Annotated in this window: 22 protein-coding genes and 4 tRNA genes; 15 read left to right on the top strand and 11 right to left on the bottom strand. The window is 62.9% G+C overall.

All coding sequences use genetic code 11. From position 1 onward, the window contains the following. Positions 1–52 precede the first annotated feature (52 nt). From ACULPM_RS06965 to rpmH, 9 genes are all read right to left on the bottom strand, one after another. A complete protein-coding gene (locus ACULPM_RS06965; RefSeq protein WP_445331574.1) occupies positions 53–292 on the bottom strand; it encodes a hypothetical protein in 240 nt (79 codons plus the stop codon). Next, positions 293–1159, bottom strand: coding sequence for a ParB/RepB/Spo0J family partition protein (locus tag ACULPM_RS06960; protein ID WP_445331573.1), 867 nt, complete (start codon positions 1157–1159; stop codon positions 293–295). Then, positions 1152–1952: a ParA family protein gene (locus ACULPM_RS06955; RefSeq protein WP_167931142.1), complete on the bottom strand. Its 801-nt coding sequence runs from the start codon at positions 1950–1952 to the stop codon at positions 1152–1154. The genes ACULPM_RS06960 and ACULPM_RS06955 overlap by 8 nt, the downstream gene beginning before the upstream one ends. Positions 1953–2131: 179 nt before the next feature. Then, positions 2132–2866: a 16S rRNA (guanine(527)-N(7))-methyltransferase RsmG gene (gene rsmG, locus ACULPM_RS06950; RefSeq protein ID WP_445331572.1), complete on the bottom strand. Its 735-nt coding sequence runs from the start codon at positions 2864–2866 to the stop codon at positions 2132–2134. Between the two features lie 102 nt (positions 2867–2968). Beyond that, the gene (locus ACULPM_RS06945) at positions 2969–3541 is read right to left on the bottom strand and encodes a Jag family protein (protein ID WP_167931144.1); all 573 of its coding nucleotides are present in this window, start codon (positions 3539–3541) and stop codon (positions 2969–2971) included. Positions 3542–3600: 59 nt separating this feature from the next. Further along, the gene (locus tag ACULPM_RS06940; protein WP_445331571.1) at positions 3601–4359 is read right to left on the bottom strand and encodes a YidC/Oxa1 family membrane protein insertase; all 759 of its coding nucleotides are present in this window, start codon (positions 4357–4359) and stop codon (positions 3601–3603) included. An 18-nt stretch (positions 4360–4377) separates the two neighbouring features. Continuing rightward, the gene (yidD, locus tag ACULPM_RS06935; protein ID WP_445331570.1) at positions 4378–4596 is read right to left on the bottom strand and encodes a membrane protein insertion efficiency factor YidD; all 219 of its coding nucleotides are present in this window, start codon (positions 4594–4596) and stop codon (positions 4378–4380) included. Continuing rightward, a complete protein-coding gene (gene rnpA / locus ACULPM_RS06930) occupies positions 4597–4917 on the bottom strand; it encodes a ribonuclease P protein component (RefSeq protein WP_445331569.1) in 321 nt (106 codons plus the stop codon). 9 nt (positions 4918–4926) lie between these two features. After that, positions 4927–5061 carry a 50S ribosomal protein L34 gene (gene rpmH / locus ACULPM_RS06925; protein WP_072373740.1) on the bottom strand — a complete coding sequence of 45 codons (135 nt, stop codon included), beginning with the start codon at positions 5059–5061 and terminating at the stop codon, positions 4927–4929. 328 nt (positions 5062–5389) lie between these two features. Here rpmH and ACULPM_RS06920 point away from each other — a divergent pair, with 328 nt between their 5' ends. The 7 genes from ACULPM_RS06920 (at position 5390) to gyrA (ending at position 16165) form a co-directional block, all read left to right on the top strand. Further along, positions 5390–6397: an ATP-binding protein gene (locus tag ACULPM_RS06920; protein WP_445331568.1), complete on the top strand. Its 1008-nt coding sequence runs from the start codon at positions 5390–5392 to the stop codon at positions 6395–6397. Between the two features lie 200 nt (positions 6398–6597). Then, positions 6598–8166 carry a DnaA ATPase domain-containing protein gene (locus tag ACULPM_RS06915; protein WP_445331567.1) on the top strand — a complete coding sequence of 523 codons (1569 nt, stop codon included), beginning with the start codon at positions 6598–6600 and terminating at the stop codon, positions 8164–8166. 247 nt (positions 8167–8413) lie between these two features. Further along, on the top strand, positions 8414–9514 hold the full coding sequence (gene dnaN, locus ACULPM_RS06910; RefSeq protein ID WP_445331566.1) for a DNA polymerase III subunit beta: 1101 nt from the start codon (positions 8414–8416) through the stop codon (positions 9512–9514). A 5-nt stretch (positions 9515–9519) separates the two neighbouring features. After that, on the top strand, positions 9520–10611 hold the full coding sequence (recF, locus tag ACULPM_RS06905; RefSeq protein ID WP_445331565.1) for a DNA replication/repair protein RecF: 1092 nt from the start codon (positions 9520–9522) through the stop codon (positions 10609–10611). Further along, positions 10601–11134: a hypothetical protein gene (locus ACULPM_RS06900; RefSeq protein ID WP_445331564.1), complete on the top strand. Its 534-nt coding sequence runs from the start codon at positions 10601–10603 to the stop codon at positions 11132–11134. The genes recF and ACULPM_RS06900 overlap by 11 nt, the downstream gene beginning before the upstream one ends. A gap of 125 nt (positions 11135–11259) precedes the next feature. Further along, positions 11260–13293 (top strand): DNA topoisomerase (ATP-hydrolyzing) subunit B, encoded by a 2034-nt coding sequence (gene gyrB / locus ACULPM_RS06895; protein WP_445331563.1) that lies wholly within the window; start codon positions 11260–11262, stop codon positions 13291–13293. Positions 13294–13405: 112 nt separating this feature from the next. Further along, complete coding sequence (gene gyrA, locus ACULPM_RS06890) at positions 13406–16165, top strand: DNA gyrase subunit A (protein ID WP_445331590.1); 2760 nt, start codon at positions 13406–13408, stop codon at positions 16163–16165. 124 nt (positions 16166–16289) lie between these two features. Here gyrA and ACULPM_RS06885 read toward each other — a convergent pair whose 3' ends face one another. Next, a complete protein-coding gene (locus ACULPM_RS06885; protein ID WP_445331562.1) occupies positions 16290–16826 on the bottom strand; it encodes a bifunctional nuclease family protein in 537 nt (178 codons plus the stop codon). A 133-nt stretch (positions 16827–16959) separates the two neighbouring features. On the opposite strand from ACULPM_RS06885, the gene ACULPM_RS06880 reads away from it, so the two are divergent. From ACULPM_RS06880 to typA, 4 genes are all read left to right on the top strand, one after another. Beyond that, positions 16960–17036: transfer RNA gene (locus ACULPM_RS06880), tRNA-Ile, on the top strand. Positions 17037–17119: 83 nt separating this feature from the next. After that, positions 17120–17195 (top strand) — tRNA-Ala (locus tag ACULPM_RS06875). Between the two features lie 420 nt (positions 17196–17615). Then, entirely contained in the window at positions 17616–18038 is a 423-nt protein-coding gene (locus ACULPM_RS06870) for a hypothetical protein (RefSeq protein ID WP_167931155.1), read from the top strand. A 76-nt stretch (positions 18039–18114) separates the two neighbouring features. Next, a complete protein-coding gene (gene typA / locus ACULPM_RS06865; RefSeq protein WP_167931156.1) occupies positions 18115–19953 on the top strand; it encodes a translational GTPase TypA in 1839 nt (612 codons plus the stop codon). Positions 19954–20056: 103 nt separating this feature from the next. Here the strand turns inward: typA and ACULPM_RS06860 are convergent, their stop codons facing one another. Beyond that, on the bottom strand, positions 20057–20785 hold the full coding sequence (locus tag ACULPM_RS06860) for a trimeric intracellular cation channel family protein (protein ID WP_353652980.1): 729 nt from the start codon (positions 20783–20785) through the stop codon (positions 20057–20059). A gap of 138 nt (positions 20786–20923) precedes the next feature. Between ACULPM_RS06860 and ACULPM_RS06855 the strand changes: the two genes are divergently transcribed. The 4 genes from ACULPM_RS06855 (at position 20924) to rpsF (ending at position 22908) form a co-directional block, all read left to right on the top strand. Continuing rightward, positions 20924–21014, top strand: a tRNA-Ser gene (locus tag ACULPM_RS06855). 39 nt (positions 21015–21053) lie between these two features. Then, a tRNA-Ser gene (locus ACULPM_RS06850) sits at positions 21054–21143 on the top strand. Positions 21144–21282: 139 nt separating this feature from the next. Continuing rightward, positions 21283–22320, top strand: coding sequence for a DUF4013 domain-containing protein (locus ACULPM_RS06845; RefSeq protein WP_445331561.1), 1038 nt, complete (start codon positions 21283–21285; stop codon positions 22318–22320). A 297-nt stretch (positions 22321–22617) separates the two neighbouring features. Next, positions 22618–22908, top strand: coding sequence for a 30S ribosomal protein S6 (gene rpsF / locus ACULPM_RS06840; protein WP_075279077.1), 291 nt, complete (start codon positions 22618–22620; stop codon positions 22906–22908). The last annotated feature ends 19 nt before the right edge of the window (positions 22909–22927 follow it).

Genomic DNA, 22927 nt, shown 5'->3' with positions numbered 1-22927 from the left:
GATTCTCCAGGAGCCCCTTAGTTATTCTCAAAATGAGAACATATGTTCTGTATTAGAAGCCTAAGGCCTCCCATTGAGCCTCTGTCTGCTTCCTATTGGGTAGGTTCTCTTTCACATACGTCCCCTGAGCCTCTTTGACCACGTCGCTGATGCGTTGATATGCGCTCTTTACCTCTCGCGTAGCATCGTTCATTCCCTTTTTTGCCTCGTCAGAGAGCAGATACCTATATGCGAGCCACCCTGCAACGCCGGCGAGTCCAATAAGGACAATCGCATTTCTCATCTGCTTCATCTACGACCACGACCCGGGCCCGGCGAGAAGATCAACGATGTGGGCGAGCTGGTCCTCCGAGGAGAACTCAATCTCAATCTTGTTCTTGCCGCGGACGTTCTTCACCTTGACGTTGGTATCCAATGCCAGCCTCATCTGGCGAGCGGCACGCTTGAACGACTGAGGTATTGGCGCTCGGCGAACCGGCTCATCCGTCTTGCTGACAGAAAACAGTGGAGCGAGACTTTCTGTCTGCCGTACCGACAAACGCTCTGCAACGACCTTTTGGGCAAGCTGTATGCGACCCTCCTCACTTGGAACGGCAAGAATCGCTCTGGCATGTCCCGCTGTCAGCTTTCCTTCCTCAACGAGTTCCTGCACCTCCTTGGGAAGATCAAGCAGTCGCAGCGTGTTAGTAATCGCCGAACGAGACTTCGAGAGAAGCTTTGCAAGCTCCTCCTGCGTGAGTCCCTTTTCCTTTATGAGCTGACGATATCCCTGTGCCTCCTCAAGGGGGCTCAGGTCAGAGCGTTGAAGGTTCTCGATGAGAGCGAGCTTGAAGACGTCATCGTCTGAAATGTCACGAATGACAACCGGAATATCGGTTAGTCCCGCCGCCTTGGCTGCCTGATACCGCCGCTCACCTGCAACAATCTCATACCCTGACCCCTTTTTTCTAACAAGAAGGGGTTGAAGGATGCCATTCTGCTTGATTGAGTCCGCAAGCTCTGCAAGCTCTTCAGGACGAAACGTCTTTCTCGGCTGTCCCTTGTTCGGTTTAATTTCACTGATTGGAAGAGTTGAGTCAGGACGCATTCCGGCGGTCTCTGCATCTGCCTCGCCAACAAGCAGCCCCAGTCCTCTTCCGAGCCCGCTTTTCTTAGCCACGTGCAACCACCTCCCGTGCCAACTTTGAATAGGCCAAGGCACCCTTGCTCACACGAGCGTATAGTGAGACGGGGAGACCATGACTTGGTGCTTCCGAGAGTTTTACGTTACGTGGAATGACCGTCTTAAAGACCTTTTTGCCGAAATAGGCCTGTACTTCATCAACGACCTGCTTGGAAAGCGTGGTTCTTGAGTCAAACATCGTCATGACCACGCCGAATATCTCAAGATTCGGGTTCATGCGGCGCTTCACCATCTGCATTGACTCAAGCAGCTTTGCAACGCCCTCCAGTGCGTAGTACTCGCATTGAATTGGAATGATGAGTGCATCTGCAGCAACCAAGGCATTTATCGTGAGCAGCCCCAAAGAGGGAGGACAGTCTATAAACACATAGTCAAACTCATCTCGTACCGCTGAAATTGCGTCCTTCAGTATCGACTCACGTGCCATAGCAGATACGAGCTCAATCTCTGCTGTCGCAAGCTGAATCGTCGCAGGAACAATGAATACATTGCTCTGACATGTCTCCTGGATGACGTTCTCAATAGGCTCATCATGGAGAATCACATCGTAGATATCATGTTCAAGCTCGTCCTTTTCGACACCAAACCCACTTGTTGAATTTCCCTGTGGGTCAAAATCGATAACGAGCACCTTCTTCTTTCCCTCACCGAGGCAGGCGGAGAGATTTACAACGGTTGTCGATTTTCCAACTCCACCTTTTTGGTTAATTACCGCAAGAACCTTACTATCGCGTTGCGGAAGACCTCTTTTAGCATCTTTGTAGTTCATTTCTATCCTCCGATAAGGTACTTCTCGTTCCTGTCACTTACTATACGGTATGGTTTCACGTGAAACCGTGACAATCTCTACCTCTTCTGGTTTCACGTGAAACCCCTGCTTCTCATTCATATTGAAATACCCTCTGTTTCACGTGAAACAGAGGGTATCAGCTAAACTCAGATTGATTCTCAAATACCAAGGGGTTTCATTTTTGCCTCCCCCGTTCGTCGTGGCAATTTCACTTTCGGAAGTCCAGTTTTCTCAAAGACAAGGATTTCTCTGTGACCCAAACCACGAGGAAGCTCAAAGGTTTCACGTGAAACAAGAGAGAGCGCACATATGCGAGCAGCTCTTCTTGCCGTATCGAGCTCATCATCGGATATGTTGGCCTTCTCGAGGACGCAATACCCGCCATGGGAAAGAAGAGGGGAAGCGTACTCAACAAGAACGTTTGACTGTGCGACAGCTCTGGCAAAGACCGCATCATAGTGTCCGTCCTCCCGTGCAAGATCCTCCGCACGGATATGAAGGGCTCTCACGTTAGAAAGGCCAAGACATCCTACGAACTCATTGACGGCAGAGACCTTCTTTCCAACTGAGTCAATCAACGTTCCCTCAGCACCCGTCATGATGCCAAGGGGAATACCTGGAAACCCGGCCCCGGTTCCGATATCAACGTAACGTAACTCAGGAGCAAGCAATGACATACGAGAAGCAAGGGGAAGAAGAGAATCGACAACGTGAAGGGTGACCGCATCCTGAGGATCGGTGATTCGCGTCAGATTCATCACCTTGTTCTTCTCGATAACCAGGAGAAGATGATGAATGAGCAGCGTGGCCTGACGAATGCTACAGCTGATGCCATAGTCTGAGAGCTCAGACAGAAGCTGTGTCTCAAGCGCTTGTGATAGGTCGATATCCATAATGCCTTCCTGACAAAAACTCACGTATCAAAAGGAATTGTCACAGAAAGAGGGAGGATGCTCAACACATCCTCCCTCAAACAATACGCCTATGTAACTAATCTAGACGGCAGTCACAACGACGTGGCGGTCAGGCTCCTCACCCTCAGAGTGTGTGACGACCCCCTCATCCTCACGTAGGGCAAGATGGACCAGGCGACGCTCGTAGGCGTTCATCGGAGCGAGGGATACCTTGCCGTGACGGCGCTTGGCACGCTCGGCAGCAGATCGAGCGATGTCCTCGAGCTTGTTGCGACGACGGCTCTTATATCCCTCGATATCTACGACGACAGGATAGTAGAACTTGATGCGACTGCTCAGGAGGGAGGTAAGGACCGTCTGAAGGGCATCGAGCGTGCGGCCGTGACGCCCAATGAGGACGGCAAGGTCTCCACCGTTGACGTCGAGAATCAGCTCGCCATCCTCGCCGTCATACTCATCGATGGAGGACGAGGTCTCACCGAAGAGGCCAAGGATGCCCTTGAGGTATGAGACGGCAAGGTCAGCAATCTTGTCCATCTCAGCATCGCTCAGAGCCTCACCGGACTCATAGCGCTCGCGGATGGAGGAGAACTCGTCTAGGGATACAACCTCCCCAGCAGCCTCATCCGTGGTCTCGAAGACCTCTTCCTCCATGGTAACCTCCAAATACTTTTTAAATCAAAATATCGGTATATTCAAAGTTAAAAAGTAGTCTAGCCCTTCTTATGAGGACGAGCCTTCTTCTCCTTGCGGACAACGTCGACCTCAATGGGGCGGCTCGCCGCCTCGGCCTCGGCCTCGGCCTTGGCCTTCTCCATGACGCGCTGCGTGATGACCTTCTGCTGGACGACCTGCCAGAGCGAGGAGGTCACGTAATAGAGAAGGACGGCGGCGGGGACGCTCCAGCCAAAGAAGAGCATCATGACCGCCATGACGGCACCCATCGTCATCGTCTGGCTGCGCTGCGCCTCGGCCTGGGTGCTGACGTTAATCACCATCGGGACGAAGGTCAGCACGCCAAAGAGCACATCGAAGAGGATGTAGGGGACGGCGGCGACCCAGCCGCTCGCCTCGATGACCTGGGACACGGAGAGCGAGATGGAGGGCAGGATGCCAAAGAAGCTCGCATCGACCGGGACCTGCTTGGCAACGGTGAAGAGGCCAAAGAAGACCGGCATCTGCAGGAAGATGGGCAGGCAGCCGCCGAGCGGGTTGAACTTCATGTCGGCGTAGATCTTGCGCATCTCCTCGGCCTGGCGCTCGGGGTTGTCCGCGTAGCGCTCCTGTATCTCCTGGAGCTTGGGCTGCATCACCTGCATGCGCGCCGTCGACTTGGTCGAGTGCGCCATGAGCGGCGTCAGGATCAGGCGGATGATGACGGTCAGGATGATGACCGCGAGACCCCAGTCGCCGACAAAGCCCTCGATGCCCGCGAGCACCGCAGTCAGAAAGTTAATAAACCAATCCCACATGGTTCCTCCGCTCCGCCCTTAGGGGACGGGATCGTAACCTCCGGCGTGCAAGGGGTGACACCGAGCAATCCTGCGAAGCGCGAGCCATCCCCCCTTGGGGAGACCATAGCGGACTATGGCCTGGCGCGCATACTCGGAGCAGGTCGGCACGTAGATGCACCGCGCACCCAAAAGAGGCGAGACGTGGCTCTGATAGAAGCGAATGGCCGCAAGCGCCGCGCGGGCACCGACGGCCATCTAGAGCCCCGCCCTCTTGAGCAGCTTCCCCAAGGAGGAAGCAACCTGTTCCGGTGAGCTGTCATGAGTCCGCGACGTGGCGAAGAGGAGAACGTCGTAGCCGTCTCCCGGAAGCTCGCACAGGCGCGCCGCCTCGCGGAGGACGCGCTTGCACCTGTTCCTGAAGACGGCGTTGCCAAGTCTCTTCGCGGCGACGAAGGCGACCCCAGCGGGTGCGCCCTCGTCGCACGCTGCCACGCGAATTCGCAGGAGCTGGTCGTTGAACCGCCTCCCACGCGAGAAGACCCTCTCAAAATCTCTCTTGGACTTGATGGTCTTCATCGGCCCTTGCTAGACGGTGAGGCGCTTGCGACCCTTGGCGCGACGACGGGCCAGGACGGCGCGGCCGCCCTTGGTGGCCATGCGGGCGCGGAACCCGTGGGTGGTGGCGCGCTTGCGCTTGTTCGGCTGATACGTACGCTTCATAGCTATTCCTCCCGGTTGTGGGTATGAACTTCCAATAGAGCAATAAGCTCAGAGATTGTAAGGGTCTTGCCGCTGACCTGTCAATTTTCTGCGCGCAAAATCTCCTCGCACTCTTGACAAAAGCGCGCCCAGCATTTTCATCCGATTGAATCCAACTTTGCATATACGTGAAAAGTACTTCCTGCGTGCTATGATTTTTCACGTCGTTTCACGAGGGTTCTTCCAGTTTTCAACAGGTTATTATCGACTGTAGAAAACTTTCTCTCATATCGAATTCTCAGTGAAAAGTTTTCTACAAATGTCAATCGCCTGTCGAAAGGGGAGCGCGGTGGCACGGGACTTCTTCCCCTTTGTAGAGGATGGCGAGGTCGAGGGAGCGGGACCCGACGGTCTCGTCGTGCAGCATCCCGCACGCATCGCCGTCTACGACGACCCATCCGCAGCGCCCCGCGTCGTCGTCGTGGAGCCCAAGGACGTCCGAGCCTATCTGGAGGAGATCACCGCGACGGTCAACCGCCTCTCGCACGAGCAGGGGGGCACCATCCCCTTCATGGTCATTCGCGAGATTGTGGAGAACTTCATCCACGCCTACTTCCAGGCACCCACCATCACCATCCTCGACGGGGGCAACACGATCCGCTTCTCTGACCAGGGTCCCGGCATCAAGGAAAAGTCGCTCGCGCTCGAGTTCGGAACCACCTCGGCGACCGAGGACATGCGCCGCTACATACGCGGGGTGGGTTCGGGCCTCCCATACGCGCAGCAGTACATGGAGGACAAGGGCGGCAGCCTCGAGATCGAGGACAACATCTCTGGCGGCACCGTCGTGACCATATCGACCCGCCCGGCGCGCGACGCGCGGGGCCTCTCGAACGCAGGAAGCGAGAAGGGCGAGCGCGCCGCGCCGCAGGCCTGGCCCGCCCCCACGACCCAGACCCAGCCGTATCCCGGGATGCCCACGGCCCAGCCCTCATGGCCGCAGCCGTGGCAGCAGGGTGCGACGTGGCCCCAGCAGCCGGCGGGCTACCCGAGCTATCAGACCACCTACCAGCAGCAAGGCTGGCAGCAGCCGAGCTGGCAGCAGGTGCCTCCGGCACCCTCGCCGCAGCCTGCGTGGGCGGCCGCGGCGGACGCGAGCCTCGACGACCGCGGCAGGCAGGCGCTCGCGCTCGTCCTCGAGCGCGGCGCGGCGGGCCCGACGGACCTCGTCCAGGCATACGGGTCTTCGGCGGCGACGTGGTCCCGCGCGCTCGCGGCGCTCGCGGCGCAGGGAGCGGTCATGAAGGTCGGCCAGAAGTACCAGCCCACCGAGTTCGGCCGCATGCTCGGCGCCTGACAGGCGTGCCACCGGCGCCATGTGCCACTGGCGTCAGGTTTATTTGGCACGCGGCACATGCGTGCCAAATAAACCTGACGCCAGTGGCACACTGACGCCGGTGGCACGCCTGGAGCCGGTGGCGCATCGCTGATGCGTGGTTATCAACAATCGCTATACTGGATGGCACCGTTTTTTCAACATCCAAGGATTGTGGAACCATGGAACTATCCCTCGAATCTGACGCCGAGGCCCTCTGGCAGGACGCGCTCGACCTTCTCGCCGCGCAGCAGCGCGTGCCCGAGTCGGTGCTCGCCATGCTCAGGAACTGCCGCCCCGAGTCCATGGCCGACGGCACGCTCCACGTGACGACGCCCATGAGGCTCGTCCTCAAGACGGTCTCGAAGAACGCCGGGGTCGTGGAGGAGTGCCTCACGCAGGCGGCCTTCGAGCCCATGAGGCTCGAGATCTCCTTCGCCCCCGCCCAGGCGGCCGCGCCCGCGCAGGCGCCGGCGTCGAGCATGTCGCGCGAGGAGGCCCGCGCCTGGATGGCGGACGTCGAGGGACCCGCGCGCGGGGCCGAGGAGCGCCCGACGCCGCGCAGCATCGCGGAGGACACCTGGGACGAGCGGCGCGCCCAGGAGGCGCGCGAGGAGGAGAACCGACGCCGCCGCGAGCGCAACCCGCTCGTCGAGGACATAGCGGGCGCGACCTCCAAGCTCACCTTCGAGCGCTTCGTCCGGGGAGACGAGAACGACATAGCCTACCAGGCGGCCCTGCAGGTCGCCAATGGCATGAACAGCACGTACAACCCGCTGTTCATCTACGGCAAGAGCGGGCTCGGCAAGACGCACCTGCTCCGGGCCATCCAGAACTACATCGCGAGGAACGACCCGTCGCGCCTGTGCGTCTATCGCGACGCCTCCTCCTTCATCACCGACTACACCGAGGCAATGCGCCACTCGGAGCGCTCGGCCGCGGCCGTGCTGCGTCAGAACTACGCCGACATCGACGTCCTCATCATCGACGACATCCAGAAGATGGCGGGCAAGGCGGGGACCGTCGGGTTCTTCTTCGACACGTTCAACGAGCTCATCGGGAACGGCAAGCAGATCGTGCTCGCCGCCGACCGCACGCCGGCGCAGCTCGGCATGGGCAAGGACGGCTTCGACGAGCGCGTGACGAGCCGCCTCGGCTCGGGGTTCACCACTCCCGTGCAGGTGCCGAGCTACGAGCTCAAGCTCCGCCTCATCGAGACCTTCTGCGAGCGCATGCGCGAGGACGCGGAGCGCGAGAACGTGCCCGCGCTCTCGGGGACCGTGCCGGGAGACGCGATGCGCTACATGGCGGAGCTCGCCGGCACCAACATCCGCGTCATCGAGGGCTTCTGCCAGCGATGCCTCTTCGCCGCCACCGCGGCCGAGGGGCGAGGCACCCAGATCAGCCGGGACGAGATCGGCGCGCTCGCCAAGGAGTGCTGGCCGAGCGCCATGCGCTCCGTCTCCATAGAGGACGTCCAGAAGGCCGTCGAGAAGTACTACGACATCGACCACGCGAGCCTCGTGGGCAACAAGCGCCACAAGGGCCTCATGGAGGCACGCCACGTTGCCATCTGGCTCTCGCGCGAGCTCTGCGACCGCACGCTGGCGGACATCGGCAAGCACTTCGGCGGCAGGAGCCACGCCACGATCATGCACAGCATCAGCGTGGTGGACGAGGCGAAGCGCGACGACAAGGTCTTCTACGACCGACTGATGCAGATCAGAGACTCCATAACCGGCAACTCGTGACCTCGCGCCGAATGTCGACAATCCTGTCGCAAGCTTGTGGGAACATCGAGAAAAACCCGCGGAGAATGTAGAAGGAGTTTTCAACAGAGGGGAGATGTCGAAACGTGTCGAGTGTGGAGGGGCTTCGCGCTACGTCGCAACAATACCTTTGACCTCGTTCTTCTCGCTGTTTTTTTACTTTTCGACAGACCTTATTACTACTACTGTCCTTAAGTACTTATCTAAGAACTATTAGAAAGGGCCGCACATGAAGTTCACCGTCAGCCAGTCCTCCCTCATGAAGGCCCTCACCGTGGTGGCCAAGGGAATGGGGACCAACTCCACGCTTCCGATCCTCTCGGGCATCTACGTCCGCGCCCAGGACGGCACGCTCGAGTTCCAGACCAACAACCTCACGATCTCCATCCGCCACCTCATTCCCGCGAACGTCGAGGAGCCGGGAGAGACGGTCGTCTCCGGCAAGGTCATCACCAACATCGTGAAGACGCTCTCCGACTCGGCCGTGACCTTCGAGGGCTCCGACCGCACGATCACCGTCTCGTGCGACAAGTCCACCTTCCGCCTCAACACCCTCAACCCGTCCGACTGGCCCGCGTTCCCTGACCTCGCGCCCGACCGCACGATCGAGCTGCCCGGCGAGCTGCTCTCCCGGATGGTGGACAAGGTCTATAAGGTGACCTCGCGCGAGACCTCGCGGCCCATCCTCCAGGGCATCCTGCTCACGGTCGAGGACAACACCATCCGGCTCGTCGCGACGGACTCCTTCCGACTCGCGGTCTGCGACTCCTCCGTGGAGTCCCCCTCGGGGGAGGCCTTCCGCGCCATCGTGGGCGGCACCGTGTTCCACGACGTCCTCACGATGCCCTCGTCGGACGAGACCATCCAGATCGGCACCACGGAGAGCCAGGTGATCTTCACCTTTGGCAACACGACCTTCGTGGCGCGCAGGATCGAGGGGAACTTCCCGGACTACAAGCAGCTCCTCCCGCCCACCTGCGGCACCGCCGTGACGCTCGACGTGGCCGAGTTCTCGGCCGCCCTCAAGCGCGTCTCCGTGATCGCGCTGCAGAACGCCGCCGTGCGCTTTGACATCGATGCCGACGCGGGCCTCATGCGCCTCTCGGCGAGCTCTCCCGAGCAGGGAGAGTCCTCCGAGCTTCTGCCGGTCGAGGTCGAGGGCCAGAGCCTGTCCATCGCGCTCAACTACCACTACGTGTTCGACTGCGTGAACGCGGTCTCCGGCTCCGACGAGATGCGCCTCGAGCTGCAGGGCTCCGTGCAGCCCGGCATCTTCAAGTGCAACGGGAAGGTGAACTACCTCTACCTGCTCATGCCCGTGAGGCTCTAGGGCGCATGGGGCTTCTCGTCACCAGCCTCTCGCTCGCGGACTTCCGCTCCTTCGAGCGGCTCTCGCTGAGGCCCGCCCCCACGACGACCATCCTCGTGGGACCCAACGCCGCCGGAAAGACCAACACCGTCGAGGCGCTGCAGCTGCTCACGGCGGGGGCGTCCTTCCGCCGGCCGCGCCCGCGCGACCTCGTGCGCGAGGGCGCGGACTCGGCGCGGGTCGACGCGCGCCTCGAGGGGGACGGCCGCGTGCTGGACGCCCGCTGCGACGTGGTGGCGGGGAGGAGGTCCTTCTCGCTCAACGGCAAGCGCTGCCAGGCGTCCGACATGCCGTCTGCGCTGATGTCGGTGCTCTTCTCGCCGGACGACCTCGGCCTCGTGAAGCGCGGCGCCTCGGGGAGGCGCGACGAGCTCGACGGCTTCGGGAGGCAGGCCAACAGGGGCTACGCCAACGTGCTCGCCGCCTACACGCGCTCCGTCGAGCAGCGAAACCGCCTCCTGCGCGAGGAGTTCCCGGACGAGAGCCTGCTCGAGGCATGGGACGCCTCGGTCTCGCTCGGCGGCGCCACGCTCCTCGAGGCGCGCCTCAGGCTCTTCTCGCGGCTTGCCGAGAAAGTCAGCGCCATCTACGGGGAGGTCTCGGGCGGGGAGGAGCTGACCTGCTCGTACGAGAGCACCCTCGGGGACGAGGTCTTCGGGATGACGCGCGACGAGATCCGCGACGTCTTCGCGGCCGCGCTCGCCGCGCGCCGCCGGGAGGACCTCCGCCGGCAGCAGACCTGCGTTGGGCCCCACCGAGACGACGTCACCTTCTCCATCGACGGCCGGGACGCGCGCTCCTTCGGCTCGCAGGGACAGCAGCGCTGCGTGGCGCTCGCGCTCAAGATGGCCGAGGTCGAGCTCGCGGCCGAGATCGTGGGGTCGCGGCCGCTGCTGCTGCTCGATGACGTGATGAGCGAGCTCGACGAGCGGCGCAGGAATGCCGTCGTGCGCTTCGCGCAGCGGGGCATCCAGACCGTCATCACCACGACGAACCTCGGGTACTTCTCGCCAGAGCTCCTCGACGCGTCCGAGGTGGTGAGCTTCGGTGGCCGATGAGCTGAGCGCCGAGCGCGCGCGCCGCGAGGCGGCGCCCGCCGGCCTCTCCGGGATACTCTCCTCGATGCTCGACGAGCGTGCGGACGCGTCATGGCGCGTCACGCGCGCGTGGCATGCCGTCAACGGCGACATCGAGCGGGCGCATACCACGGGGACCTTCGTGCGCGAGCCGCGCCGGGGGGAGCATGGCCCGGTGCTCGTGGTCTACGTGGACTCCCGGTCCCGCGCCACGGACTTCTCGGCGAACAGCGAGGTCTACCTGGCACGCCTCGCCAACGCCGGGCTCGCGTTCTCGAAGGTCGAGTTCCGCCTGAGCAAGTATGAGCCGCGCGACAGGTCGGAGGGCGGCGCGCCCGCCCGCCCCGCCGTCGCGCGGGGGAAGGGCACCGCCACCCCTCCGCCGCCCCTGTCGCGCGAGGCGGCGGCGGAGATAGAGCGTGCCTGCGCCGGGCTGCCCTCAACGCTGCGTGAAAGCGTCTCTCGGGCGATGAGCGCCTCGTATCGGCTCCAGCGCGACAAATAGAGCGGAAATCATGAATGTGCCCTCACAGGGCCTCTCAGCGTCCTCTGAAGCGGTATCATTGATTCATCTGGCCCGATATCACACAGGGTTTTAACTAATGTGACGCTTCTTGGAAGGACGGTCGCGTGGCGAAGAAGAACGAGAACGAATACGGCGCTGGGGAGATCAAGATCCTCGAGGGCCTCGAGGCGGTGCGCAAGCGCCCGGGCATGTACATCGGCTCGACGAGCGCGAGCGGCCTGCACCACCTCGTCTACGAGGTCGTTGACAACTCCGTCGACGAGGCGCTCGCCGGGTTCTGCACCAAGATCTCCGTGACCATCCACGCGGACAACTCCATTACCGTCGTGGACAACGGCCGCGGCATCCCCGTGGGCAAGCACCCCGTGAAGAAGATCCCGACGCTCGAGGTCGTCATGACGATCCTCCACGCGGGCGGCAAGTTCGACAACAACGCCTACAAGGTCTCCGGCGGCCTGCACGGCGTGGGCATCTCCGTCGTGAACGCACTCTCCAAGCGCCTCGTCGTCCAGGTCAAGCGCGACGGCGGCATCTACGAGATGGAGTTCGCGCGCGGCAAGACCGTCCGCAAGATGGAGAAGGTCGGGACCTCCAAGGCCACGGGCACCACGACCACCTTCTGGCCCGACGAGGAGATCTTCGAGACCACGGTCTACGACTTCGACACCCTGCACGACCGCCTGCAGGAGATGGCGTTTCTCAACCGCAACCTCAAGATCACGCTCACGGACGAGCGCGAGCTCACCCCGCGCGTGGAGGAGTTCTGCTACGCGGGCGGCATCGTGGACTTCGTGAAGTTCTTGAATGAGGGCAAGGAGGTCGCCGACGGCCTCAAGAAGCCCATCTACCTCTCCGGCAAGACCGACGAGGGGACCGACCCGGCCAAGGCCGGCGAGGTCGAGGTGGCCATCCAGTGGAACACCTCCTACTCCGAGACCGTCATGAGCTTCGCAAACAACATCTACACCCCCGAGGGGGGCATGCACCTCGAGGGGTTCCGCACGGCGCTCACGCGCGTCATCAACGACTACGCGCGCAAGCAGAACATCCTCAAGGAGAAGGACGCGAACCTCACCGGCGACGACATCCGCGAGGGTCTGGCGGCTGTCATCTCCGTCAAGCTCGGCGACCCGCAGTTCGAGGGGCAGACCAAGGCCAAGCTCGGCAGCTCCTTCATGCGCCCGCTCGTGATGAAGATCGTGTCCGACGGCCTGGCCGAGTACCTCGAGGAGCACCCCAAGCAGGGGCGCACCATCGTCAACAAGGCGATGCAGGCGTCGAAGGCCCGCACGGCCGCGCGTAAGGCCCGCGAGGCGACTCGCCGCAAGTCCCTGCTCGAGACGGCCCACCTGCCCGGAAAGCTTGCGGACTGCTCGGTCCGCGACGCGGAGGTCACCGAGCTCTTCATCGTGGAGGGTGACTCGGCAGGCGGCTCGGCCAAGGACGGCCGTCGCCGGGACATCCAGGCAATCCTGCCCCTTAGAGGCAAGATCTTGAACGTCGAGCGAGTGGGCGATCACCGCGCGTTCTCCTCCGACACCATCCAGTCCCTCATCACCGCCATTGGCACGGGCGTGACCGGCGCCGGCGGAGAGGGCGGCGACTTTGACATCTCCAAGGCGCGCTACCACAAGATCATCATCATGACGGATGCCGACGTCGACGGCGCGCACATCCGCATCCTGCTGCTCACCTTCTTCTACAAGTACATGCGCCCGCTCATCGACGCCGGCTACGTGTACGTGGCGTGCCCGCCGATCTTTGGCATCAAGGTCCGCAAGAAGATCCACTACGTCTACCCCAACGGCCGCGAGCCGGAGGAGGAAATTCTCAAGCGCACGATTCGCGAGCTTGGCTTCTCCTACGACGAGGAGGAAGAGGACGAGAGTGCCAACGGAAAGGCCAAGAAGCGCAAGAAGGCCTACACCGTCCAGCGCTACAAGGGCCTGGGCGAGATGGACCCCAAGCAGCTGGCCTCCACCACGATGGACCCGCGCACCCGCATCCTGCAGCGCGTGACCATCGAGGACGCATCGGCCGCCGAGCGAGCGGTCCGCGAGCTCATGGGCAGCCAGGTCGAGTACCGCCGCGACTACATCGAGCGCCACGCGCACGACGCCCGATTCCTCGACGCATAGTCACCTCCCGACGGGGTGTGCAAAAGGGACAGTCACTTTTGCACACCAGGAACTTGTGCAAAAGTGACTGTCCCTTTTGCACACCAGAGAAAGGCCCCACGTGGCAGACGACATGAACAACACGCCCGAGACCCCGGGCGACCTCCCCGAGGACCTGAGGCGCCTGCTCGACCGAGCGCAGGCCTCCGATGAGGGCGAGGACGTCTACGACCCCGACGAGGAGTCGGAGGACGCCGAGGACGAGGACGACGGCGAGCTCGAGGAGGAGTTTGGCCAGGCGGGTCGCGGAGAGGACTCCGGAGAGACCGACGAGCACGGCGGGGCGCTTCAGGTCTCCGAGTTCGGCCACGAGATGCGCCAGAGCTTCATCGAGTACTCGATGTCCGTCATCACCGCGCGCGCCCTTCCTGACGTGCGCGACGGCCTCAAGCCGGTTCACCGCCGCATCCTCTACGCCATGAACGAGTCGGGCATCTTCCCCAACCGCCCGCACAAGAAGTCGGCCTGGACGGTCGGCGAGGTCATCGGCAAGTACCACCCCCACGGAGACGTCGCCGTCTATGACACGATGGTTCGTCTTGCCCAGTGGTTCTCCATGCGCACCCCGCTGATCGACGGCCACGGGAACTTCGGCAATATCGACGGAGACTCCGCCGCCGCTATGCGCTACACCGAGAGCCGCCTCGCCAAGCCCGCGATGGAGCTCCTCCGCGACCTCCAGAAGGACACCGTCGACTGGCAGCCGAACTACGACGAGTCCCTCGCCGAGCCCCAGGTCCTGCCCGCGCGCTTCCCCAACCTGCTGGTGAACGGCTCGTCGGGCATCGCCGTCGGCATGGCCACCAACATCCCGCCGCACAACCTCGGCGAGGCGGTCGAGGCCACGTGCATGCTCATCGACAACCCCGACGCCACGGTCGACGACCTCATGACCGTGATGCCGGGCCCCGACTTCCCCACGGGTGCCGTCATCATGGGCGTGGACGGGATCCGCGAGGCCTACGAGACCGGCCGCGGGTCTATCACCGTGCGCGCCAAGGCGCACGTCGAGTCCACCAAGACCGGGCGCAACCGCCTCGTCTTCACCGAGATTCCCTACCAGGTGAACAAGGGCACCCTCCAGGAGAAGATCGCCCAGCTCGTCAACGAGAAGCGCATCGAGGGCATCTCCGACATGCGCGACGAGTCCAACCAGAAGGGCATCCGCCTCGTCATCGAGCTCAAGAAGGACGTCATCCCGCAGGTCGTCCTCAACAACCTGTACAAGTACACGCAGCTTCAGACGACCTTCGGCGTGATCAACCTGGCGCTCGTGAACGGCGTGCCAAAGTGCCTGTCCCTGCGCGAGATGCTGCAGCACTACATCGACCACCAGGTTGACGTGGTGACCCGCCGCACGCGCTTCGACCTCAAGAAGGCCCAGGCCCGCGCGCACATCCTCGAGGGCTACCTCATGGCCCTCGACCACATCGACGAGGTCATTCACATCATCCGCTCCTCGCGCACCGACACCGAGGCGAGCCAGCGCCTTATCGAGCGCTTCGGCTTTACCCCCGAGCAGACCACGGCAATCCTCGAGATGCGCCTGCGCCGCCTCACCGGCCTCTCGCGCGACCAGATCGAGGAGGAGCTCGCGGGCCTTCGCCGGGCGATCGCCTACTATGAGGACCTTCTCGCCAACCCCGACAAGATCCTTGCGGTCATCAAGGACGAGATGCGCGAGGTGGGGCGCAAGTTCTCCGACAAGCGTCGCACCGAGATTTCCGTCGAGGGCACCAAGGAGCTCAACGTCGAGGACCTCATCGCCGACGAGGACATGGTCGTCACCGTCACCCACGCCGGCTACGTCAAGCGCACGCCGGTTGCCACCTACCGCTCCCAGAAGCGCGGCGGCAAGGGGGTGCAGGGCGTGAACCTCAAGGACGAGGACTTCGTCGAGGACCTCTTCGTTGCGTCCACCCATGACTACGTGCTGTTCTTCTCCAACAAGGGCAAGGTGTACCGCCTCAAGGTCCACGAGCTGCCCATCGCGCAGAGGAACGCGCGCGGCACCGCGATGGTCAACCTCGTGCCCTTCGCCGAGGGAGAGCACGCGATGGCGGTCATCACGTGCCGCACCTTCCCCGAGGACGAGTACCTGATGTTCGCCACGAGGAACGGCGTGGTCAAGAAGACGGCCATGAGCGCGTACGACCGCACCCGCCGCGACGGCATCATCGCCATCAACCTCAAGGCTGGCGACGAGCTCGTAAACGTCCGCCGCGTGCGATCGGGAGACAAGGTGATGCTCGTCTCTACGGACGGGAAGGCAATCCTCTTCCCCGAGTCCGACGTCCGCCCGATGGGCCGTGACACCTCCGGCGTCCGCGGCATCACCCTCAAGGGTGACGCAAAGATGCTCGGCATGGAGATCACCAACGGCAACGGCGACCTGTTCGTCATCACGGAGAAGGGCTACGGCAAGCGCACGCCCGTCTCTGAGTACCCCGAGCACAAGCGTGGCGGGCAGGGCGTCTATACGATTGCGATGACCGCCAAGAAGGGCAACCTCTCCGCATGCCGCGTCGTGGGCCCGCAGCACGAGCTCATGATCGTGTCCGAGGAGGGCGTGATCATCCGCGTCAAGGTGAAGGACATCTCCAAGCTCGGGCGTTCCACGCAGGGCGTCAAGGTCATGAACCTCGTCGATGGCGACCGGGTGGGCGCGGTCGCGCGCATGGTGGCGCACAAGAAGAAGGCCCCCAAGCACGACGAGAACCAGGGCATGCTCGACCTCGTGGCGGCCGGAGCGCGCGACGCCGACGAGCCCGAATCCGTCGACATCGGCGGCGAGGAGCAGCTGGACGATACGCTTCTCGACGACGAGGAGTAAGAAACGGCGCGCCCCGCAGGTCCGATGCCTGCGGGGCGCCTTTTAACGTGCGAAGGGGACAGGCACTTCTGCACACGTTTTAGTGTGCGGAAGTGCCTGTCCCCTTCGCACGGCTATGCGTCGGCTACTCTCCGTCCGGCTCCTCGTGGGTGACGGTGAAGTCCTCCGGGGAGAGCGTCTCGACGAAGTTATGGAACTGTGCCAGCTCGCGCTCCTGCTCGTCTCTCTCGACGCCTCTGAAGTCGGGGAGCGACGCCGTCTGGAGGACGGACTCCTCGGCGAAGACGGGAACCTCCTCGCGCACGGCGAGCGCGATGGCATCCGAGGGACGAGCGTCAACGAGGACCTGCCTGCCGTCCTCGCGCATGAGCTCGACCTGTGCGTAGAACGTCGTCCCCTTGACGTCGCTGATGCGGACGGAGACGCAGGACGCCCCGAGCGCCGATATGGTCGACTTGAGAAGGTCATGGGTCATGGGCCGCCCGCTCTCACGAGGCGCCACGCCCATGCTGATGGCGCTCGCCTCGAAGGAGCCGATCTGAATCGGCAGCTGAGCGGCCGTGCCGTCCTCTCCGGACCCCTGGGACCGGAGAACGACGAGCGATGCGAGCGGTCCCCCACCCACGACGAGGCTCTCTATATCCATCCTCTGTAGCGGCACGTGCTTCCTTTCTCTCGACCGCATATCCTACCCAATTGTGAGGCCCGTCAGCTGTTCGCAAGAGATTGGAAAGAAAAAGTCAAAAAAGTCGTTGACCGCGAGGGAATGCCCGTGTAGTATATCTTCTCGCGTTGGGCCTGTAGCTCAGTTGGTCAGAGCGTCCGGCTGATAACCGGGAGGTCACAAGTTCGAACCTTGTCAGGCCCACCACTTCCTGACAATAGTCGCCCCAGCGTTAGCCGAGTCGCCGCTGGGGCGATTATTATATTCCGACGCAGTGCGTCGACCCAGACGGGGACGTAGCTCAGCTGGGAGAGCGCGGGCTTTGCAAGCCTGAGGCCGTGGGTTCGAACCCCATCGTCTCCACCAGAACGTCAGGGCCGGACCTTCGGGTCCGGCCTTTGTCTGTAAAGAGGCGGCGTTCCCGCTCATGGACCTCTCGTCCCGCACCCATGACGCCGTGCAAAAGTGGCGATAGTGCGAAAGAAGCGGCCGCTCGCCTGCAATCAGGGGGATAGTGCGAAGCCTTTTCGTGGTGCCCCTTCGTGGCGTGCCGACAAAAGCCCTGTTGACAGTCTGACCCTATGGGCCCGGAATGGCTCTGGGTGCCAAAATCGCTTCGCACTATCCCCCTGATTGCAGGCGGGTGGCCGAAAGTTTCGCACTATCCCGATAATTGCACGGTGGCTGGCAAAGGTTGCGGGGCCGTCCGCCATGCTCTTCATGACAGACGACCCCCTCGCCTTTGTCAGGTATCATCGCAGCAGGAAAGACGATGTGAGGGGAGTCATGGGAAAAGCCGACAACCTGCGTGAGGGGGTATCACCCCAGACCGACGAGCTGGCAAGCACACTGATGGGCGACGCCCTCGACCTTCTCGCCGCGGGCGAGGCGTTCGAGGTTCTTCTCGCCGTTCAGGACTCGTCGGGAGAGGTCCTGAGCTTCGAGTTCGTCGATGACGGCCCCGAGGCATGCCTCGAGGGGGCACGCGGCAAGGTGCGCGAGCTGGAGGACGCCGTGCGCTACGCGCTCGCCTACGAGGGTGCCATCGAGGATGATGACGGGTCCTACGCCGATGCGGTCATACTCGAGTTTGGCGAACGTGGCTATCGCAGCTACTCGGCCTTCTCGCTCATCGATGGGAAGGGGTCCGGTGATGGTTTCACGTGGACCGACCCCGCGCCGGCCGGAGAGCTGCCCCCGCTGCTGTAAAGTACCGTATGTCGAGAAAAACCAACCGCCGACCGATACGGACGGCTCTGTCCAGCTTCGTTGGATGAGGGGACCCATGCGCCAGGAGAACATCAGGAACATCGCCATCATCGCCCACGTCGACCACGGCAAGACCACGCTCGTGGACCAGATGCTCAAGGCAACCGACGCCTTCCGCGAGAACCAGCAGGTCCAGGAGCGCGTGCTCGACTCCAATGACCAGGAGCGCGAGCGCGGCATCACCATCCTGGCGAAGAACATCTCCATCGAGTACAAGGGCGTGAAGATCAACGTCATCGACACCCCGGGCCACGCCGACTTCGGCGGCGAGGTGGAGCGCGTCCTGCGCATGGCCGATGGCGCGCTGCTGCTGGTGGACGCCGCTGAGGGCCCTATGCCGCAGACCCGTTTCGTTCTGCGCCACGCCATCGACGCCGGGCTTGCCGTGATGATCGTGGTGAACAAGATCGATAAGCCCGCGGCCGATCCCGAGAAGGCCGTCAACACCTCGCTCGACCTCATGGCGGACCTGGGAGCCACCGACGAGCAGCTCGAGTTTGCGATGGAGCACGTGGTCTACGCCTCCGCGGTGAACGGCTTCGCCCGCCTCGACCCCGCCGACGACAACATGGACATGTTCCCGATGCTCGACATGATCGTCGACGAGCTCCCCGCCCCCGACGTGGACATCGACGGCCCCCTCGCCATGCAGTGCGTGACCATCGACCACTCTGAGTACGTGGGCCGCATCGGCATCGGCCGCATCTACTCCGGCACCATCCACGACGGTGACAAGATCCTCGTGGTGAAGAACGACGGCTCCCGTGCCATGAGCCAGGTCAAGCAGCTCTTCACGTTCGACTACCTCGGCCGCAAGGAGTGCTCCGAGGCCCAGGCCGGCGACATCGCCGCCGTCGTGGGCATCGACTCCACCGACATCGGCGACGTCTACACCGACCCCGAGAACCCCGTCGAGCTGGAGCCCATCGAGATTGACCCGCCGACGCTCTCCGTCGTCTTCGAGCCCTCGACCTCGCCGCTCGTGGGCCGTGAGGGCGACATCGTGGGCGGTCGTCAGCTCAAGGAGCGCCTCATGCAGGAGCGCGAGAACAACGTGACCATGCGCATCGAGGAGCTTCCCGACAAGACTGGCGTCGAGGTGGCCGGCCGTGGCATCCTTCACCTCTCCGTCCTCATGGAGACCATGCGCCGCGAGGGCTTCGAGTTTCAGGTGGGACGTCCGCGCGTGCTCTTCAAGAAGGACGCCAACGGGCAGATGACCGAGCCCGTCGAGCAGGCCGTCGTGGAGTGCCCGGGCGAGTACTCCGGCAAGGTCATCGAGGTCTTCGGCAACGCCGGAGGCACCATGACCACGATGGACGCCGGGACCACCCAGACGCACCTCGAGTTCAAGATCCCCACCCGCGGCATCATGGGCCTCAAGAACCGCATCCTGAACGTCACGCACGGCGAGGCCGTCTTCTATCACACGTTCCTCGAGTACGGTCCCTACGCTGGCGAGATCGGCGTGCGGCAGAACGGCGCCATGATCTCCATGAGCACCGAGAAGGCCGTGGCCTACGCGCTCGGCACGCTTCAGGAGCGCGGCGCGCTCTTCGTGGGCCCCGGCGACGAGTGCTACGAGGGCATGCTCGTGGGCGAGCGGTCCAAGCCCGGCGACATGGTCGTCAACATCGCGCGCACCAAGAGCCTGGGCAACCAGCGCTCCTCCACCGCTGACATCGCCGTGCAGCTCACGCCGCCGCGCACGTTCACGCTCGAGGAGGCGCTCGAGTACATCATGGATGACGAGCTCGTGGAGGTCACGCCCAAGAGCGTCCGCATGCGCAAGCGCCTGCTCTCAGAGATCGAGCGCCGCAAGTGGGCCGTCCGCAACGGCAAGGTGAAGAAGTAGGGGACGGGTTTTTCCTCTCAGAGAATTCGGGACAGGCCGGGGGCACGGTTCAGCGTGCCCCCGGCCTGTCCCGAATTCTCTGAGAGGAAAAACCCGTCCCCTTTTACCGGTGGCGGCGCCAGCGCGTGACGCGGACGATTCGGGCGGCGCGCTTCATGGGCGCAGCCACGTGCGGCCCGAGGTCGACGTCTGCCGGAGTCTGCACGTTGAAGTGCAGTGACCAGCGCCTGAGGCCAATGGTGACGGCAAGGCAGAGGATCGACCCCCAGAGCTTGTTGACGGAGCAGCACACGACGGCGACGTAGTACACCACGCCGCCGGCGAGCGCGCACACGGCGTAGAGGTTCGACTTCTGGAAGATTCGGGGCACCTCGCCGAGGAAGACGTCGCGCAGCATGCCTCCCCCTACGCCGGTCATGATGCCCATGAGGACGCATGACGCCGGGTAGAACCCATGGACGATGGCCTTGTCGGTGCCCACGAGCGCAAAGAGCGCGACGGCCATGATGTCGAGCCACTCGAGCAGGTTGCTCGCGCGGTCGAGCGGCTGGGGGAAGAGAAACGCCACGAGGCCCGTGGCAACGCTCACGGGGATGGCGAAGGGCGAGGTGAGCATGTAGATTCTTCCCACCTGCATCATCACGTCGCGGATGAGTCCCCCGCCGAGGCCGCACAGCAGTGCGAGGCCCACAAAGCCAACGGCGTCGAGATGCCGCGCACGGGCCACCATGACCCCACCGGCAGATCCCACGACGACGGACGCGAGGTCGACCCACGTCGGCAGCGAGACGGCGGCGATCTCGGGGCTGTAGGTAGAGAAGATGTCTGGCACGGTGACTCCTCGCGGTCAGGTGCGGGCGACGCTCGTACATTGTTGCGCACCCTGATGAAAAGGGACAGTCCCTTTTCATCAAGAAAAGTCTTTTCCCGCGCGTCGTCTTACGCTATACTGACCGCTGCACCATCTCATGGAGAGTTGTCCGAGTGGCCGAAGGAGCACGATTGGAAATCGTGTAGGCGCCTAAAGCGTCTCCAGGGTTCAAATCCCTGACTCTCCGCCAGAACTTACCGTGGCGCCTTCGGGCGCCACGTCACCCTTCGGAGGGGTGGCAGAGTGGTTGAATGCGGCGGTCTCGAAAACCGTTTACCCCTTCGGGGGTACGAGGGTTCGAATCCCTCCTCCTCCGCCATTGCAGAGAGAGCCGGTCATCACGACCGGCTTTTTTCATATCCCGCGGAGGCGGGAGAGAAGAACGTCAGTCACCCGCACGTTTAGGGTACGCTACAGGGAACATGCGAACGACTCCACCACACGGTGAAAGGGGAACCATGGTTGACGAATCCGGGCTTGCGGGCTTCAGGCGTGACCGCTACTTCGCGCGGTCCTGGGCTCTTCTTACGAGGGACCGCGGGTGGGTCAAGCCGGTTCTTCTCATGACGGTCGCCCTGCTCGTCCCCATCGCCGGCATCCTCGGCGTCGCGGGCTACATCTATGAGTGGGCGCGGCTCACCGCATGGGGTGTCAATGCCGCTCCCAAGCAGAGGGGCGTGCGCATCGGCGAGTGCATCTCGAGCGGCTGGCGCGTGTTCGTCGTGTGCTTCGTGTGGTACGCGGGATTCTCCATCGTCTCGGGCATCCTGCTGCAGGTTCCCGTGATCGGTGACCTGCTCGAGCTCGTGTGGGCCCTCGTGAGCGCCTGCTTTGCCGTCATTGCCGTCGTCGCGTCCATGCGTGCCACCATCTACCAGAAGATCGTGCCCGGCCTGCGGGTCCCGACCATCTGGAAGATGATCTCCCACGACCCCGTCGGCCTTGCGCGCATCGTGGGCATCGAGATTCTCGGAGGGATGCTTCTGGGCGTCATCACGACCATCGTCCTTCTCCCCGCGCTGTTCGGCATCATCCCCAACCTCATTACCATGATCGAGTACCTCGAGTACTCCTCGGTGCTCTCAAGTGGCATGCAGGCCCGCATTGCGATTCAGGCCGTCTTCTCCATGCTCTCTTCGATCGGCCCGACCCTCATCGTGCTCATCCTCGTGTGCAGCTTCATCGGCACCATTCTCTCCCTCGTGTGCGTGAACGCCGTCGCGCTGTGGATGCGCCAGTTCAACGTCGCGGCCTGGGGCAGGGACGAGGACCCTCTCCCGCCGTTCGTGAGCGACCCGCGTGACGTCGCGCCGCAGCCGGGAAGCTGGCAGTATGACGTCCCGCAGCAGCCCGTCGGCGCGGCGTCTCCCGTAGAGCCGCAGGCCGCTCCGAGCCCCGCGCCGGCCCCCTCTGAGCCGCAGAAACCGGCGGAGGTACCCTCGACCGAGAGCCATGAGGAAGACGTGACGCCGTTCGATGCGGAGGACCCCAAGTAGGCCCCTCTTTCATAGCCATCTCGGGCCTCGTGGAGATGCTGTGATTACCGCGAGGCCCAAACAAACGCTCACCGAAGGCCACGGCCCCGGTGAGCGTGTCTTTTATGGAGCGTGCGTCAGCGGGGCGTATGCACCGTGACACCTTTCGGTACGTGCGCGTCAGTACGCTATATGCAGGGATGTTGTGGAGGGGATACAGCGAGAAGAACCTTCTGTGGTATGATGCTTCGCCGAACCTTTCCTGCCCCGGGCGAGCCTTCATGTCCCGGGGCCACTAGCCCAGAGGAGGTGAATCGAATGAAGGCTTATGAACTGCTCTACTTTGTCGACCCCACGTGCAACGAGGAGACCCGCGCCGGCGTCATGAAGCGCATCGAGGTTGCTCTCGGCGAGACTGGCAAGGTCGACAGCGTCGAGGACTGGGGCAAGCGCAAGCTCGCCTTTGAGGTCGACGATCTCACCGAGGGTGACTACACCCTCATCAACTTCCACGCTGATCCCGAGCACATCGCCGAGCTCGACCGAGTTCTGCGCATCAACGACGCTGTCAAGCGCCACATGGTCGTGCGCCGCGTCGACAAGGACTAGGCATGGAAGCGCGGGCATG

It is taken from the genome of Thermophilibacter sp. ZX-H3 (assembly GCF_052599055.1).
This window is presented reverse-complemented; position numbering and strand designations above follow the sequence as displayed.

Excerpts from the sequence above, each read along its gene's own strand:
- rpsF (WP_075279077.1), top strand. The coding sequence starts at position 22,618 with ATGAAGGCTTATGAACTGCTCTACTTTGTCGACCCCACGTGCAACGAG.
- yidD (WP_445331570.1), bottom strand. The coding sequence starts at position 4,596 with ATGGCCGTCGGTGCCCGCGCGGCGCTTGCGGCCATTCGCTTCTATCAG.
- dnaN (WP_445331566.1), top strand. The coding sequence starts at position 8,414 with ATGAAGTTCACCGTCAGCCAGTCCTCCCTCATGAAGGCCCTCACCGTG.
- ACULPM_RS06945 (WP_167931144.1), bottom strand. The coding sequence starts at position 3,541 with ATGGAGGAAGAGGTCTTCGAGACCACGGATGAGGCTGCTGGGGAGGTT.
- rnpA (WP_445331569.1), bottom strand. The coding sequence starts at position 4,917 with ATGAAGACCATCAAGTCCAAGAGAGATTTTGAGAGGGTCTTCTCGCGT.
- ACULPM_RS06940 (WP_445331571.1), bottom strand. The coding sequence starts at position 4,359 with ATGTGGGATTGGTTTATTAACTTTCTGACTGCGGTGCTCGCGGGCATC.
- gyrA (WP_445331590.1), top strand. The coding sequence starts at position 13,406 with ATGAACAACACGCCCGAGACCCCGGGCGACCTCCCCGAGGACCTGAGG.
- ACULPM_RS06845 (WP_445331561.1), top strand. The coding sequence starts at position 21,283 with ATGGTTGACGAATCCGGGCTTGCGGGCTTCAGGCGTGACCGCTACTTC.
- rpmH (WP_072373740.1), bottom strand. The coding sequence starts at position 5,061 with ATGAAGCGTACGTATCAGCCGAACAAGCGCAAGCGCGCCACCACCCAC.
- rsmG (WP_445331572.1), bottom strand. The coding sequence starts at position 2,866 with ATGGATATCGACCTATCACAAGCGCTTGAGACACAGCTTCTGTCTGAG.
- recF (WP_445331565.1), top strand. The coding sequence starts at position 9,520 with ATGGGGCTTCTCGTCACCAGCCTCTCGCTCGCGGACTTCCGCTCCTTC.
- ACULPM_RS06870 (WP_167931155.1), top strand. The coding sequence starts at position 17,616 with ATGGGAAAAGCCGACAACCTGCGTGAGGGGGTATCACCCCAGACCGAC.
- typA (WP_167931156.1), top strand. The coding sequence starts at position 18,115 with ATGCGCCAGGAGAACATCAGGAACATCGCCATCATCGCCCACGTCGAC.
- ACULPM_RS06915 (WP_445331567.1), top strand. The coding sequence starts at position 6,598 with ATGGAACTATCCCTCGAATCTGACGCCGAGGCCCTCTGGCAGGACGCG.
- ACULPM_RS06955 (WP_167931142.1), bottom strand. The coding sequence starts at position 1,952 with ATGAACTACAAAGATGCTAAAAGAGGTCTTCCGCAACGCGATAGTAAG.
- ACULPM_RS06965 (WP_445331574.1), bottom strand. The coding sequence starts at position 292 with ATGAAGCAGATGAGAAATGCGATTGTCCTTATTGGACTCGCCGGCGTT.